The 14,699-nt window shown below is 75.0% G+C and carries 15 protein-coding genes; 9 read left to right on the plus strand and 6 right to left on the minus strand.

The window, feature by feature from the left end; translation table 11 throughout:
- Positions 1-9: 9 nt before the first annotated feature.
- The 5 genes from modA to FJR00_RS09090 all read left to right on the plus strand — a co-directional run bounded on the left by modA (position 10) and on the right by FJR00_RS09090 (position 4,945).
- Positions 10-816 (plus strand): molybdate ABC transporter substrate-binding protein, encoded by an 807-nt coding sequence (gene modA, locus FJR00_RS09070; protein ID WP_238330405.1) that lies wholly within the window; start codon positions 10-12, stop codon positions 814-816.
- Positions 813-1,598: an ABC transporter permease gene (locus tag FJR00_RS09075; RefSeq protein ID WP_238330406.1), complete on the plus strand. Its 786-nt coding sequence runs from the start codon at positions 813-815 to the stop codon at positions 1,596-1,598. Before modA ends, FJR00_RS09075 begins: the two co-directional genes overlap by 4 nt.
- On the plus strand, positions 1,595-2,713 hold the full coding sequence (locus FJR00_RS09080) for an ABC transporter ATP-binding protein (protein WP_238330407.1): 1,119 nt from the start codon (positions 1,595-1,597) through the stop codon (positions 2,711-2,713). The genes FJR00_RS09075 and FJR00_RS09080 overlap by 4 nt, the downstream gene beginning before the upstream one ends.
- 238 nt (positions 2,714-2,951) lie before the next feature.
- The gene (locus FJR00_RS09085; RefSeq protein ID WP_141338432.1) at positions 2,952-4,112 is read left to right on the plus strand and encodes an acyl-CoA dehydrogenase family protein; all 1,161 of its coding nucleotides are present in this window, start codon (positions 2,952-2,954) and stop codon (positions 4,110-4,112) included.
- 53 nt (positions 4,113-4,165) lie between these two features.
- Positions 4,166-4,945, plus strand: a complete 780-nt coding sequence (locus FJR00_RS09090; protein WP_141338433.1) for an SDR family NAD(P)-dependent oxidoreductase — start codon at positions 4,166-4,168, stop codon at positions 4,943-4,945.
- Between the two features lie 12 nt (positions 4,946-4,957).
- On the opposite strand, the gene FJR00_RS09095 is transcribed toward FJR00_RS09090, so the two are convergent.
- On the minus strand, positions 4,958-5,386 hold the full coding sequence (locus FJR00_RS09095; protein WP_141338434.1) for a hypothetical protein: 429 nt from the start codon (positions 5,384-5,386) through the stop codon (positions 4,958-4,960).
- Positions 5,387-5,451: 65 nt separating this feature from the next.
- On the opposite strand from FJR00_RS09095, the gene FJR00_RS09100 reads away from it, so the two are divergent.
- Positions 5,452-6,033 carry a DUF3267 domain-containing protein gene (locus FJR00_RS09100; protein WP_141338435.1) on the plus strand — a complete coding sequence of 194 codons (582 nt, stop codon included), beginning with the start codon at positions 5,452-5,454 and terminating at the stop codon, positions 6,031-6,033.
- A gap of 32 nt (positions 6,034-6,065) precedes the next feature.
- Here the strand turns inward: FJR00_RS09100 and FJR00_RS09105 are convergent, their stop codons facing one another.
- The gene (locus FJR00_RS09105; protein WP_141338436.1) at positions 6,066-6,458 is read right to left on the minus strand and encodes a hypothetical protein; all 393 of its coding nucleotides are present in this window, start codon (positions 6,456-6,458) and stop codon (positions 6,066-6,068) included.
- Between the two features lie 116 nt (positions 6,459-6,574).
- Here FJR00_RS09105 and FJR00_RS09110 point away from each other — a divergent pair, with 116 nt between their 5' ends.
- Positions 6,575-7,501 carry an LLM class F420-dependent oxidoreductase gene (locus tag FJR00_RS09110; protein WP_141338437.1) on the plus strand — a complete coding sequence of 309 codons (927 nt, stop codon included), beginning with the start codon at positions 6,575-6,577 and terminating at the stop codon, positions 7,499-7,501.
- Positions 7,502-7,613: 112 nt separating this feature from the next.
- On the opposite strand, the gene FJR00_RS09115 is transcribed toward FJR00_RS09110, so the two are convergent.
- Entirely contained in the window at positions 7,614-8,864 is a 1,251-nt protein-coding gene (locus FJR00_RS09115) for an aspartate aminotransferase family protein (RefSeq protein WP_075956683.1), read from the minus strand.
- Positions 8,865-8,934: 70 nt separating this feature from the next.
- On the opposite strand from FJR00_RS09115, the gene FJR00_RS09120 reads away from it, so the two are divergent.
- Positions 8,935-10,389 carry an NAD-dependent succinate-semialdehyde dehydrogenase gene (locus FJR00_RS09120; protein ID WP_075956684.1) on the plus strand — a complete coding sequence of 485 codons (1,455 nt, stop codon included), beginning with the start codon at positions 8,935-8,937 and terminating at the stop codon, positions 10,387-10,389.
- Between the two features lie 32 nt (positions 10,390-10,421).
- On the opposite strand, the gene FJR00_RS09125 is transcribed toward FJR00_RS09120, so the two are convergent.
- The 3 genes from FJR00_RS09125 to FJR00_RS09135 form a co-directional block, all read right to left on the minus strand.
- On the minus strand, positions 10,422-11,108 hold the full coding sequence (locus FJR00_RS09125) for a GntR family transcriptional regulator (protein ID WP_075956685.1): 687 nt from the start codon (positions 11,106-11,108) through the stop codon (positions 10,422-10,424).
- Positions 11,105-12,328: an aminotransferase-like domain-containing protein gene (locus FJR00_RS09130; protein WP_141338438.1), complete on the minus strand. Its 1,224-nt coding sequence runs from the start codon at positions 12,326-12,328 to the stop codon at positions 11,105-11,107. Before FJR00_RS09130 ends, FJR00_RS09125 begins: the two co-directional genes overlap by 4 nt.
- A 69-nt stretch (positions 12,329-12,397) precedes the next feature.
- Positions 12,398-13,627, minus strand: coding sequence for a M24 family metallopeptidase (locus FJR00_RS09135; protein WP_141338439.1), 1,230 nt, complete (start codon positions 13,625-13,627; stop codon positions 12,398-12,400).
- Positions 13,628-13,692: 65 nt separating this feature from the next.
- Here FJR00_RS09135 and FJR00_RS09140 point away from each other — a divergent pair, with 65 nt between their 5' ends.
- A complete protein-coding gene (locus FJR00_RS09140; protein ID WP_181409565.1) occupies positions 13,693-14,685 on the plus strand; it encodes a D-2-hydroxyacid dehydrogenase in 993 nt (330 codons plus the stop codon).
- Positions 14,686-14,699: the final 14 nt, after the last annotated feature.

The following is a 14,699-nucleotide window of genomic DNA, read 5'->3' on the forward strand; positions in this document are numbered from 1 at the left end:
CGGCTCCGGGTGCTCCCTCGGTCCGCCGCGCTCGGCCTCTCGATCGCGGTCGGGCTGGCGATCGCGGTCGGGCTGTCCGGCTGCGGCCCGGCCACGGGTGGCACCTCGGGGGGCGGGTCGGGCAGCGGGGCCCCCACCTCCGACGGGCTCACCGTCCTGGCCGCCTCCTCCCTCACCGACGTCCTGGAGGAGGTGGCGGACCTCGTGCGTGCCGAGCACCCCGACCTGCGGGTCGACCTGGGCTTCGCGGCCAGCTCGACGATCGTCCAGCAGGTCGGGCAGGGCGCGCCGGCCGACGTCGTCGTCCTCGCCGGGCCCGAGCCGCTGGCGATGCTCGACCCCGACCTCGTCCGGGGCGACCCCGTCGTCGTGGCCACGAACACCCTCGCCCTCGCGGTCCCGGCCGGCCCCGGCTCCGACCCCGGCGCCGGGCCCGTGGCCTCCGTCGAGGACCTGGCGCGCGACGGCATACGCCTCGTGGTGTGCCGCCCCGAGGCCCCCTGCGGACGGGCTGCGCAGACCCTGCTGACCGACCTCGGCCTGGCGCCGCGGATCGCCTCCTACGAGCCGGACGCCCGGGCCACTCTCACCAAGGTCGAGCTCGGCGAGGCGGACGCGGGGCTGGTCTGGGGCACCGACGTCCTCGCCGCCGACGGGGCGGTCCGCGCCGTGCCCCTGCCGGAGGGTGCGGAGGTCGTCAACGACTACCCGCTCGCCGTGGTCTCCGACGACCCGGCAGCCGCATGGTTCGTCGAGGCGGTCACCTCCGAGGACGGCCGGAAAGTCCTCGCCGACGCCGGGTTCGGGCTCCCGTGAGCACCCGCGGGCGGGGCGGCCGGGTGCCCCTGCTGGTGCCCGCCGGGCTGGCGCTGACCCTCGTCGCCCTGCCCATGCTGGCCCTGCTTCTGCGGGTCGACTGGGCCGAGCTGCCCACCCACCTGTCGCGCCCCGTCGTCGGCCAGTCCCTCCGCCTGTCCGCGGTGACCACGAGCGCCACCATGGTCGTCGTGTGGCTGCTCGGCACGCCGCTGGCCTGGGTGCTGGCCCGCTCCGACCACCGGCTGACCACCTGGGTCCGGGCGCTGGTCACCGTGCCGTTGGTCCTGCCGCCGGTCGTCGGCGGCGTGGCGCTGCTGATGACCTACGGCCGCCGCGGCGTGGTCGGCGGCTGGCTCGAGCAGGCGACGGGGCTGACCGTGCCGTTCACGACCGTGGCCGTCGTGCTCGCCGAGATCTTCGTGGCGCTGCCGTTCTACGTCATCACCGTCGAGGGGGCGATGCGCGGCCTGGACCGGCGCTACGACCAGCTCGCGGCGACGCTCGGCGCCGGTCCGCTGCGCACCTTCACCCGGGTCGCGCTGCCGATGGTGCTGCCCGGCGTCGCGGCGGGCTCGGCCCTCGCCTGGGCCCGGGCCCTCGGCGAGTTCGGCGCCACGATCACCTTCGCCGGCAGCTTCCCCGGCCGCACCCAGACGGCGCCGCTGGGGGTCTACGCGGCCCTGGAGCAGGACCCGCAGGCCGCGATCGCGCTGTCCCTGGTCATGCTGCTCGTCGCCGTCGTGGTGCTCGGGGCCCTGCGCTCCCGGTGGGTGCCGTGAACGCCGCCGCCGCGCCGTCGCCGGACCCCGTCGCCCTGGACGCCCACCTCGTCGTGGAGGCCGGCGACTTCTCCCTCGACCTGGAGCTCGGCTGCGCAGTGGGGGTGACCGCCCTGCTGGGGCCCAACGGCTCCGGGAAGACGACCGCGCTCACCGCGCTCGCAGGGCTGCGCCGCCCCCGGGCCGGCCACGTCCGCGTCGCCGACGCCCCCGAGCCGGAGTGGCTGGACCTCGACCGGGGCGTCGACCTGCCCGCCGACCGCCGCAGCGTCGGCCTCGTGCTGGCCGAGCCGCTGCTCTTCCCCCACCTCGACCTGGTCGAGAACGTGGCCTTCGGCCCCCGCTCCCGGGGTATGCCGCGGCGCGCCGCCCGCGCGCGTGCCTCCCTGGAGCTGGAGCGGGTCGGGCTGGGCGACCTGGCCCGTCGACGGCCGGGCGGGCTCTCGTCGGGCCAGGCCCAGCGCGCGGCGCTCGCCCGGGCGCTGGCCACCGACCCGGCGCTGCTGCTGCTCGACGAGCCGCTGTCGGCGCTGGACCCGCAGACCCGGTCGGCCACCCGGGCCGACCTGGCCCGCCGGCTGCGCGAGTTCGCCGGGGTGACCCTGCTCGTCACGCACGACCCGGTCGACGCGCTGACGATGGCCGACCGGCTCGTCTTCCTCGACGGTGGCCGGGTCACCCAGGACGGCACCCCGGCCGACGTCGTCGCCCACCCGCGCACGGCCTACGCGGCCCAGGTCGTCGGCCTCAACCTGCTCGCCGGCACGGTGCGCTCCGGCCCGCCCGTGGTCGTCGCCGTCGACGGGGCCGGGGCCGAGGTGGTCACCGCCGAGGAGCCGGGAGGCCTCGCGGACGGGTCGCGGGCGCTGGCGACGGTCGACCCGGCCGCCGTCTCGGTGCACCGCGAGCGCCCGGCCGGGTCCCCCCGCAACGTCTGGCCGGTCGTCGTCACCGAGGTCACCATGGCCGGTCAGCGCGCCCGGGTCGGCCTCGACGGGCCGGTGCCCCTGGTCGCCGAGATCACCGCCGGGTCGGTCGCCGAGCTGGGCGTCGTCGCCGGGACCCGGCTGTGGGCCTCGGTCAAGGCCACCGAGGTGCGGGTCCAGCCGGGCTGACGGGCGGGGGTGGGCTCCGTGGCCAGGGCTGGCCGCCGGACTCCACTCGCCGGACCTGTGCAGGATCCGTGTCCTGGCACGGGACACGCCGCAACGGCAGCTGCACAGTGCACGACACGCCGGGCCAGGACGGCCGCCTGTGCAGGACACGCCGGGGTGCTCCGGCCGGGCGGTCGCCCGACCACCAGCGCTCCCCCGACTACCTCCTGACGCGGCGTCCGGCGATAGCCTCGGCCCCATGGTGCAACGAGTGCTCCCGACCGAGGAGGCGCGCGACCTGCTGGGTCTGGTGCGCGAGATCGCCGACGAACAGCTCCTTCCCCGTGTCGACGAGGCCGAGGAGCAGGCCCGCTTCCCGCGCGACGTCTTCACGATGCTCGGCCGGGCGGGGCTGCTGTCGCTGCCCTACCCCGAGGAGCGGGGCGGCGGGGGGCAGCCCTACGAGGTGTACCTGCAGGTCGTCGAGGAGATCGCCCGCGCGTGGATGTCGGTCGCCGTCGGCGTCTCCGTCCACTCCCTGACCTGCTTCCCGCTGGCCACCCAGGGCACGCCCGAGCAGCAGGAGCGCTGGCTGACCGGGATGCTCTCCGGCGAGCAGCTCGGCGCCTACTGCCTCTCCGAGCCGCAGGCGGGCTCCGACGTCGGGGCGATCCGCACCCGCGCCCAGAAGGAGAGCACGGCCGACGGGGCCAGCTACGTCGTCACCGGGACCAAGGCGTGGATCAGCCACGCCGGGCACGCCGACTTCTACACGCTGTTCGCCCGCACGTCCGACGACGGCGGTCGGGGGCTGTCGTGCTTCCACGTCCCGGCGGACGTGGAGGGGCTGAGCTTCGCCGAGCCCGAGCGCAAGATGGGGATGCGCGCGGCCACGGTGCGCGAGGTCCTCCTCGACGGCGTCCGGCTCGGCGAGGAGCACCGGATCGGCGCCGAGGGTCAGGGCATGCAGCTCGCGCTGGCGGCGCTCGACTCCGGCCGCCTCGGCATCGCCGCCGCCGCCACCGGACTGGCCCAGCGTGCCCTGGAGGTCTCGGCCGCCTACGCCGCCGAGCGCGAGCAGTTCGGCCGGCCGATCGCCGACAACCAGGGCCTGGCGTTCAAGCTCGCCGACATGGCCGCGGCCGTCGGCTCGGCCCGCGCGACCTACCTGCACGCGGCCCGGCTCAAGGACGCCGGGCAGCCGCACACCCAGGAGGCCTCGATCGCCAAGCTCGTGGCCACCGACGCCGCGATGCGGGTCACGACCGAGGCCGTCCAGGTGCTCGGCGGCTACGGCTACACCACCGACTTCCCGGTCGAGCGCTTCATGCGCGAGGCCAAGGTGACCCAGATCTTCGAGGGCACCAACCAGATCCAGCGGCTGGTGATCTCCCGCCAGCTGCTCTCCGAGTTCCGCTGACCGGACGTCCCCGCACCCACCCGTCCGACCGACAAGCACCCGAAAGGCCCCCCATGCAGATCACCGACCGCACCGTCGCCCTCGTCACCGGAGGCGCGTCCGGGCTCGGCGAGCAGACCGCCCGACGGCTGCTGACCGACGGGGCCCAGGTCGTGCTCGTCGACCTGCCCGGCGGACGCGGCGAGGAGCTGGCCGCCGAGCTGGGCGACCGGGCGCACTTCGCCCCGGCCGACGTGCGGGACGGGGAGCAGGTCGCCGCCGCGGTCGCCACGGCCGCCGGCCTGGGCGAGCTGCGCGTCGTCGTGGCCTGCGCCGGCGTGGCCACCCCCGGGCGGATCCTGTCGAAGCGCGGCGTCCTTCCCCTGGAGACCTACCGCACGGTGGTGGAGATCAACCTGGTCGGCACGTTCAACGTGCTGCGCCTGGCCGCCGAGCAGATGGCCACCAACGAGCCGGTCGAGGACGACCGCGGTCTCGGCGACCGCGGGGTCGTGGTCACCACCGCCTCCGTCGCCGCCTTCGACGGGCAGGTCGGCCAGGCCGCCTACGCCTCGTCCAAGGCCGGCGTCGCCGGGCTGACCCTCACCGCGGCCCGCGACCTGGCCGACAGGGCGATCCGGGTCATGTGCATCGCCCCCGGCGTCTTCGAGACCCCGATGATGGCCGGGATGCCCGAGGGCGTGAAGGAGTCGCTCGAGGCGCTCGTGCCCCACCCCGCCCGGCTGGGCAGGCCCCAGGAGTATGCCGCGCTCGTGGCCCACATCGTGGAGAACCCGCTGCTCAACGGCGAGGTCATCCGCCTCGACGGGGCCCTGCGGATGCCGCCCCGCTGAGGGGCGCGCACGTCATACCCCCGTGTGCCAGCGCCGTAGGCGCTCCAGCTCCGACGGGGGGACCCCGAGCAGGGTGACCAGGCTCCCGTCCGCGAGCAGCGCCTGCACCCGCCAGGCCCGCCCGCCCGGGGCGTCCGGCCGCAGGTCGAGGATGTCCGACCGGGTCAGCCGGCGCGTCTTCCGGCCCTCGGTCAGCACGATCGCGTCCTCCTCGAGGCGGGTGCCGCTGTGCTCGTGCCTGCTCGCCCAGACGAGGAAGACGCCGTAGGCCGCCCAGACCACGACGACGGTCAGGCCGACCGGTCCCGGGCTGGTCAGGGCCAGGGCGAGCACCGCGCTGAGCACGACGGCCACGCCCAGGGCCGCCCGGAGGGTCGGCAACCACCGGGGCTGCATGAGCCACTCGTCGGTCGGGGACCCGGTGGGGCCGGAGCGTCGCACCGGTCCAGCCTAGGACTCCCGGCACAGGAGTACGGTGGAAGGACCACCGAAGGTCGTGAAGCCCCATGGCTGCCTCCCCCGTCCAGCCCACCGTCGCACCACCCCCGGCGCAGGAGCGGCCGCGGACGGTGCTCGACCTGGAGGAGGACCGGGGCGCGGGGGTGGTCGTCCAGACCGGGTTCCTCCTGGTGGCCGCGGGCATGGTCGGGCTGGCGCTCCTGCTCGACCTGCCGGTGGACAGCGCCTGGGGCCCCTGGACCGTCGCCCTCGTCACCGTCCTGGCGTGCCTGGCCTACATGGCGCTGCACGAGCTCACCCACGCCGGGCTGCTCTGGGCGCTGACCGGGACCCGGCCCACGGTCGGGGTACGCCTGCCCTACCTGGTCACCGGCAGCCAGGCGCTGCTGCCCCGGCGGACGGCGACGACGGTCGCGCTGGGGCCGCTCGTGCTCTGGGGGCTGGTGCTGCTCGGGCTGCTGGCAGTCGTCCCGGACGAGATGTTCCTGACGGTCTACGTGCTCGCCGGGCTCAACCTGGCTGGTTCGGCCGGGGACCTGCTCCAGGCGTGGCGGGTCGGACGGCTCCCCTCGGCCGCCCTGGTCAGGGACGACGGGCGGCGCACGACGGTCCACCTCCCGGCGGACTGACGGCCCGACCGGCCGCCCGGGGCGCGCACCCCTCAGCGCCCCCGCAGCCGGCGCCGCACCTCGCGCACCGCGTCCGCCGGCACCCCGGGCAGGGCCAGCCGGCGACCGCCCTCGAGGACCGCGACCGCGCCGTTGCGCGTGGGTTCCTCGACCACCGTGGTCACCCTCGCGGCGGGCACCTCGACCCGGCGGATGCCGTCGTGGACCGCGAGCCCCTCCGGCGAGGCCGTCGTGCTCCCTCCGGTGCGCAGGTATGCCGCGACCACCACCCCGAGGACGAGGAGCCGGAGCACCAGGCCGAGGACGTCGTCGCCGAGCCGCACGCCCCCGGCGGTGTAGCGGTGGACGGTGGCCCCCAGCACGGCGACGAAGGCGAGGAGCAGCGCCCAGGACAGGGCGATGGGACGGTGCCGGACCCAGGTCATCCCGGCAGCGTAGCCGCGGCCGCGGACCCGGCGGCGCACCCCTGCGCGGGGCGCGGGGCGCGGGGAGGACCGGCCCGGGGTGCGCGGACGCCGGGGTGGGGGAAGACTGGGGCGGCGTGGACCTGCGCATCTTCACCGAACCCCACCTCGGCGCGACCTACGAGGACCAGCTGCGGCACGCCCGCCTCACCGAGGAGTGCGGCTTCGGGGCCTGGTTCCGTTCCGACCACTTCCTCTCCCGCGACGGCGCCCCCGGACCGACGGACGCCTGGGTGACCCTGGGCGCGCTGGCCCGGGAGACCTCCCGGGTCCGGCTGGGCACCCTGGTCACCTCGGTGACCTTCCGGCACGCCGGGCTCACCGCCGTCCAGGTGGCCCAGGTCGACCAGATGAGCGGCGGCCGGGTGGAGCTGGGGCTGGGGGCCGGGTGGATGGAGGCCGAGCACACCGCCCACGGCGTCCCCTTCCCCGAGGTCGGCACGAGGTTCGACCTGCTCGAGGACAACCTCCAGGTGGTCACCGGGATGTGGGCCACCCCGCCCGGCGAGCTCTTCGACCACCACGGACCGACGGTCACGGTGAGCCGTTCCCCGGGCCTGCCCAAGCCGGCCCAGCACCCCCGGCCGCCGATCATCCTGGGCGGGAAGGGGGCGCGCCGCACGCCCGCGCTCGCCGCCCGGTTCGCCGACGAGTTCAACCTGCCGTTCATGGCGATGGACGAGGGACATGCGCAGTTCGGCCGGGTGGACCAGGCCTGCCACGCGGCCGGGCGGGACCCGGGGACGGTGCTGCGCTCCGCCGCGCTGACCGCCGCCGTCGGGCGCGACGAGGCCGAGGTGGCCCGCCGGGTCGGGGCGACCCGTCAGGAGCTCGGCCAGCTGCGCGGGCACGGCCTGGTCGGCACGCCCGACGAGGTCGTGGAGCAGATCGGCCGCTGGCACGAGCGCACCGGGGTGGAGCGGATCTACCTGCAGATGCTCGACCTGGCCGACCTCGACCACGTCGAGCTGGTGGCCGCCGCGGTGCTGCCCCAGCTCGGCTGAGCCGCCGGCACCCGTCGTCGTTCGCCGGGCCGGCCGCGCCCCCGCGGCGCCCCCGCGGCGCCCCCGCGGCGCACCCGGGCGGCGCACCCGGGCGGGGCGCCCGGGCGTCCGCTCAGGACGTGGCCGCCACCGCCTCCTCCCACACGCTCAGCGCCTCGTCGACGAGCTGGTCGTCGACGACCAGGGCCGGGATGAACCGCACGACCTGGCCCCACGCGCCGCAGGTGAGCAGCAGCAGCCCGCGCCGGGCGGCCTCCTGCTGCGCGGCGGAGGCGGCAGCCCCGTCCGGGCGACCGTCCGCGTCCCGGAACTCGCAGCCCAGCATCAGGCCCAGCCCCCGCACGTCGGTGATCCGCCCGTGCGCCGACGCCACCTGCTCCAGGCCGGCGCGCAGCTGCTCGCCGCGCACCGCGGCGTTGTGCACCAGCCCCTCGTCCTTGATGACGTCGAGGGTGGCCAGGGCGGCCGCGCAGGCCACCGCGTTGGCCCCGTAGGTGCCGCCCTGGGAGCCGGGCCAGGCCTTGGCCATCAGCTCCTCGGAGGCGGCGATGCCCGAGAGCGGGAAGCCGGAGGCCAGCCCCTTGGCGGTGACGAGGACGTCGGGGCGGCCGTCGAAGTGGTCGTGCCCCCAGAACTTGCCGGTGCGCCCCCACCCCGTCTGCACCTCGTCGAGGACGAGCAGGATGCCGTGTCGGTCGGCCCGCTCCCGCAGGCCGGCGAGAAACTCGGTGCTGGCCGGGACGTAGCCGCCCTCGCCGAGCACCGGCTCGACGACGAACGCCGCCGTGTCCGCCGGGGCGCTGATCGTCTGCAGGGTGTAGTCGAGCTGCTCGAGCGCGAACCGGGTCGCCTCCTCCCGGCTCCAGCCGTAGTGGGTGGGGTCCGGGAAGGGGGAGACCACCACGCCCGGCATGAGCGGGGAGAACCCGGAGCGGAACCGGGTGCCGGAGGTCGTCATCGAGGCCGCGGCCACGGTCCGGCCGTGGAAGCCGCCGTGGAAGACCACGACGTTGGGCCGGCCGGTCGCCTGGCGCACCAGGCGCAGGGCCGCCTCGACGGCCTCCGAGCCGGAGTTGGCGAAGAACATCCGGTCCAGGCCGGCCGGCAGCACCTCCCCCATCCGCTCGGTCAGGTCCAGCAGCGGCCGGTGCATCACGGTCGTGTACTGCGCGTGGATGATCTTTCCGACCTGCTCCTGGGCGGCGGCGACCACGCGCGGATGGCAGTGGCCGGTGCTGGTCACGCCGATCCCGGCGGTGAAGTCCAGGTGGCGCCGACCCTCCTCGTCGAAGATGAGCGCACCCTCCCCACGGGCGGCCACCACGCCCGTGGCCTGCTTGAGCACCGGTGACAACGACGTCACGCCGAACCTCCTTGATAGATTGTCGACAATCAGCGTATCCCAGGGTCTCTCCACGAGGAAGGTGCACACCATGACGCAGTCCGTGACCGGTTCGGTCCCCCGTCAGCTGTTCGTCGGGGGCCGCTGGGTCGACGCCGAGGCCGGCGCGACCTTCCCCGTGCTCAACCCGGCCACCGGCGAGGAGATCGCCCAGGTGGCCGACGCCTCCCCGGCGGACGCCATGGCGGCGCTGGACGCCGCGGTGGAGGCCCAGCCGGCGTTCGCCGCGACGACGGCGCTGGAGCGCCACGAGATCCTCATGACCGCCTTCCGGCTGCTGCACGAGCGGATCGAGGACCTGGCCCTGCTCATGACGACCGAGATGGGCAAGCCCCTCAAGGATTCCCGGGGCGAGATCACCTACGCCGCGGAGTTCTTCCGGCACTTCGCGGCCGAGGCGCTGCGGATCGACGGCGGCTACCAGGCGGCGCCCCAGGGCGGGGCCCGCTTCCTCGTCGCCCGGCAGCCGGTCGGCCCGTCCCTGCTCATCACGCCGTGGAACTTCCCGATGGCCATGGGCACCCGCAAGATCGGCCCGGCCATCGCCGCGGGATGCACCAGCGTCGTCAAACCCGCCCACCAGACGCCGCTGTCCATGCTGGCGCTCATGGACGTCCTGCGGGAGGCCGGCGTGCCCGACGGGGTGGTCAACTGCTTCACCGCCACGGACGCCGGCGGCACGACGGAGCCGCTGATCCGTTCCGGCAAGGCCCGCAAGCTGTCCTTCACCGGGTCGACCCGGGTGGGCCGGATCCTCCTGGAGCAGAGCGCCGAGAAGGTGCTCCGCACCTCCATGGAGCTCGGCGGCAACGCCCCGTTCGTCGTCTTCGAGGACGCGGACCTGGAGGAGGCGGTCGCCGGGGCGCTGCAGGCCAAGATGCGCAACATGGGCGAGGCCTGCACGGCGGCCAACCGGATCTACGTGCACGAGTCGCTCATCGAGGAGTTCGGCGCCCGGATGGCCGAGCAGATGGGCGCGCTCACCGTCGGCGACGGCACGCACGAGGGCGTCGACGTCGGGCCGCTCGTCGACGAGGCCGGGCTGGAGAAGGTCAGGTCGCTGGTGGCCGACGCGGTCGGGCGCGGCGCCACCGTGCTCACCGGCGGCGAGCAGGTCGAGGGGCCGGGCTTCTTCTACCGCCCGACGGTGCTCACCGGGGTGCCGACCGACGCCCGGATGGCCGGGGAGGAGATCTTCGGCCCGGTGGCCCCGCTGACCCCGTTCTCCACCGAGGAGGAGGCGGTGCGGCTGGCCAACGACACCGAGTTCGGGCTGGTCTCCTACGTGTTCACCAACGACCTGCGACGAGCGCTGCGGGTCGCCGAGGCCCTCGAGAGCGGCATGGTCGGGCTCAACCAGGCCGTGGTCTCCAACCCGTACGCCCCCTTCGGCGGCATCAAGCAGTCCGGCCTGGGCCGCGAGGGCGGCGCCGAGGGCATCGAGGAGTTCCTGGAGACCAAGTACGTCGGCATCGCCCTGTCCTGACGACCGCCAGCCGCCTGAGGACCGCCGGCCGGCTACCGCCCTCCGGCCCCGGCCAGGCGGGCGCCCGGGCCGGACGTGGTGAGCCGGTCGATCGCGTCGACCATGTGCGCGATGAGCAGCCGGTCGGCCTCCTCGGCGCGGCCCTCGCGCACCGCCTCGGCGATCGCCCGGTGCTCCTCCACCCGTACGAGCGGGTCGGGGTAGGTCTCCTCGAGCGCGTGGATGCACATCCGGGTCTCGGTGAGCAGCGTCTGCTGCATCCGGGACAGCCGCGGGCTGCCGGCCAGGGCCACCAGCCGCTCGTGGAACTCCACGTCCGCCTCCCCCACCTGCTGCCCGTCCCCCGCACGGGCCGCGGCCTCCATCCGGTCGACCACGGCCAGCAGCTCCTCCCCGGCCGGAGCCGGGTCGGTCGTCAGCACCCGGCGGGCCGCGGCCCGCTCCACCGCCTGCCGGGCGACGTACATGTCCTCGATGTTCCCCGGCGTCATCTCGGTGACGAACAGCCCCCGGTTGCGCACGGAGACGAGCAGCCCCTCCTGGGTGAGCCGCTGCATACCCTCCCGCAGGGGGCCGCGGCTCACCCCGAGGCGGGCCGCCAGCCGGGCCTCGCTGAGGCGGCTGCCCGGGGCCAGCTCCCCCGCCGCGATCGCCTCCCGGAGCCGGGTGGCGATCATGCTCGGCGTGGACTCCTGGACGACCGGCGTCAGGGACGTCATGGGCGCCCCCCGGCGAGCCGGTCGACGGCCACCCGCAGCCGCTGCACGCCCTCGGCGATCCGGTCCGGCGGGGTCGAGGCGAAGCACAGGCGCAGCGCGTCGGGGAAGCGGCCCTCGGGCGAGAAGGCGTTGCCGGGGATGTAGGCCACCCCCTCCTCCAGGGCGACCGGGAACAGCGCCTGCGTGTCGAACGCCGGGTCGAAGGTCACCCACAGGAAGAACCCGCCCTCGGGGTCGGTCCACCGGGCGAGGCCGCCGAAGTGCTCGGTGAGCGCGGCCTGCATGGCCTCCTTGCGGAGGCGGTACTGCTGCCGCTGCTCGACGAGGTGCGCCTCGAGGTGGCCGCCGCACAGGAAGGCCGCGACGAGCCGCTGCATCGGCAGGTTGGTGCAGGTGTCCATGGCCTGCTTGGCGTTGACGAGCAGCGGCTGCAGCGACGGGTCGGTGTCCACCCAGCCCACCCGCAGGCCGGGGGCCACGATCTTGGAGAACGTGCGCACCGAGAAGACGAGGGGGTCGCCGGCGGCGAGCTCGTGCAGGCTCGGCAGGGGCTCGCCGGCGAACCGGAGCATCCCGTAGGGGTCGTCGTCGATGACCATGCTGCCCCACTCGCGGGCCAGCTCGAGCAGCTCGCGGCGGCGCTCCAGGGTCATCGTCGCGCCGGAGGGGTTCTGGAAGGTGGGGATCGTGTAGATCACCTTCGGCCGGCGGCCGAGCCGCTGCGCCTCCTCGCGCAGCGCCACGACCTGCATGCCGTCCCGGTCGACGGGCACCTCCAGCAGCTCGGCCTGGTAGGACAGGGCGGTGCCGCTGCCGTTGGTGTAGGTGGGCGACTCGACCGCGACGAGGTCGCCGGGGTCGACGAAGAGCTTGCAGGCCAGGTCCAGCCCCTGCATGCCGCCGGAGGTGATGGTGAGCCGGTCGGGGGTGGTCGCGTCGGTGGTGCCCTCGAGCATCTCCAGCAGGGCGTCCCGCAGCGCGGGGTCGCCCTCGGTGGCGGCGTAGTCGAAGGCGTCGTGCGCCTGCGCGCCGATCGCGTCCGCCCCCACCTCGGCCAGGATCTCGGCGGGGATGGCCTCGCGGGCGGGGCTGCCCATGGCGAAGCGGACGATGTCGTGGGTCTGGGAGGCCAGCAGCGAGGTGCTGGAGTCGATGACCGAGCCGACGAGGCCCGAGGTGCGGGCGGCCAGCGGCAGCGCGGTCGTGGTGGGGGGAGTCATGGTGGGCCCTCTCGTGGTCGGTCTCGTCGGTCTCGTGCGGGCGGGTCGGGGGTATGCCGTGGGGCGTGGTCAGATCTTGACGACCAGCTCCTGGGGCAGCGGGGCGAGGCGTTCGGGGCCGTCGTCGCCGAGCAGGACCGACTCGGACAGCTCGTAGCCCCACCCGTCCATCCACATCCCGAGGATGACGTGCAGGGCCATCCCGGCCTTCAGGACCGTGGTCTCCTCGGGGCGCAGGCTGATGGTGTGCTCGCCCCAGTCGGGCGGATAGCCGATGCCGATGGAGTAGCCGAGGCGGGAGGCCTTGGTGTAGCCGTAGCGGCCGATGACCTCGGTGAAGGCGGCGTGCACGTCCCGGGCGGGGACGCCGGGCCGCATCCGTTCCAGGGCCGCCTGCAGCCCCTCGGTCACCGCCCCGGCGCACCGGTCGAGGTCGTGCGAGGGCCGTCCCAGGCTGACCGTGCGGGCCAGCGGCACGTGGTAGCGGTGGTGCACCCCGGCCAGCTCGATCGTGGTCGCCTCGTGCGCCCGCAGGGGCAGGTCGCTCCAGGTCAGGTGGGGCGTGCCCGCCGTCTCGCCGGTCGGCAGCATGGGCACGATGGCCGGGTAGTCGCCGCCGAGCTTGCGGGCGCCGAGCGCCTGGGAGTACTGGATCTGGGCGACGACGTCGCACTGGCGGCGCCCGACCTCGATGCTGTCGACGGCGATCCGCATGGTCTGCTGGGCGATCTCGCCGGCGACGCGCATCTTGTCCTGCTCCAGCGGCGACTTGACCACCCGCACCCAGTTGACCAGCTCGTGGCTGTCCAGCAGGTGCCCCTGCCCCAGCCGCGACAGCAGCGCCAGGTAGCCCCGGGGCGAGAAGAAGTGCGCGTCGGTCTCGGCGGCCACCCGCGCGTCCACCCCGACGGGCAGCAGCCCGACCTCGATCGCCCGGTCGGCGATCCAGCCGAAGGGGTGCACGTCGGGCCGCTGGACCAGGTCCTCGGGATAGCCGTGGATCTGGGACTGCGGGAGGTATGCCGTGTAGTGCGCCCCCTGCGCGTCCATCGCCCGGGTGAACAGGTGCGGCTCGCCGTGGGCGGGCACGATCAGGCACTGCGGCATGTAGAACGACCAGGCGTTGTAGCCGGTCAGGTAGTAGAGGTTCGCCGGGTCGACGACGACCAGCGCGCCGAAGGCGTGGCGGGCCATCGCCTCCTGCACCCGCTGCAGCCGGTCGCGGTACTCCGCCCGCGGGAACGGCCGGGACTCGACGTCCGTCGGGTCGTCAGGGGTTCCGTCACCAGGCCAGGGCATGGGGCCATCGTGCACCCTCGCCTGGATTGTTGACAATCAGACAGGCCGGTTCCTACGGTGACCGGGTGAGCACCCCACCGGTCCTGGTCGTCCTCTGCGCGAGCCAGGACGACGCCCCGCCGCAGCTGGCGGCGCTGGCGGACCGGGTGGACCTGCGGATCGCCACCGAGGCGGACCTCGGCGAGGCGCTGCGGGGCGCACGGGCGCTGTTCCTCTGGGACTTCTTCTCCTCGGCCGTGCGGGACGTCTGGCCGCGCTGCGGCGACCTCGAATGGATCCACGTGGCCGCCGCGGGCGTCGACACGCTCCTCTTCGACGAGCTGCGGGCCTCGGAGGTCGTCGTGACCAACGCCCGGGGCGTCTTCGACCGGCCGATCGCCGAGTACGTCCTGGCCGCCGTCCTGGCCCACGCCAAGCGCCTCCACGAGAGCGCCGAGCTGCAGCGGCGGCACGAGTGGCGACACCGGGAGACCCGCCCGCTCCGGGGCGCCCGGGCCGTCGTCGTGGGGACCGGGGGGATCGGCCGGGAGACGGCGCACCTGCTGACGACGGCGGGCCTGGACGTCTCGGTGGCCGGGAGCAGCGCCCGCACGGACCCCGAGCTCGGCGAGGTGGTCGACAGCGGACGGCTGGCCGAGCACCTGGCCGGGGTCGACTACCTGGTCAACGCCGCTCCCCTGACGGACCGCACCCGGGGCCTGATCGACGCGGAGGTGCTGACGGCCCTGCCGCCGACGGCCCACCTGGTCAACGTCGGCCGGGGCCCGACCGTCGTCGAGGAGGACCTCCTGGCGGCCCTGCAGGAGGGGCGCCTCGACGGCGCCACCCTCGACGTCTTCGCCACCGAGCCGCTGCCACCGGACTCCCCGCTGTGGGACGCGCCCGGGGTGGTCGTCTCGCCGCACATGTCGGGCGACGTGGTGGGCTGGCGGGACACGCTGGCCGACCAGTTCGTCGCCAACGCGCGCCGCTGGCTGGACGAGGAGCCGCTGGAGAACGTCGTCGACAAGGAGCGCGGCTACGTGCCGGGCGGAGGGACGGGTCCGCAACCCGGGTAACCGGGGGACGTCGC

This window comes from Ornithinimicrobium kibberense (assembly GCF_006519705.1).
Classification (GTDB): domain Bacteria; phylum Actinomycetota; class Actinomycetes; order Actinomycetales; family Dermatophilaceae; genus Ornithinicoccus; species Ornithinicoccus kibberensis.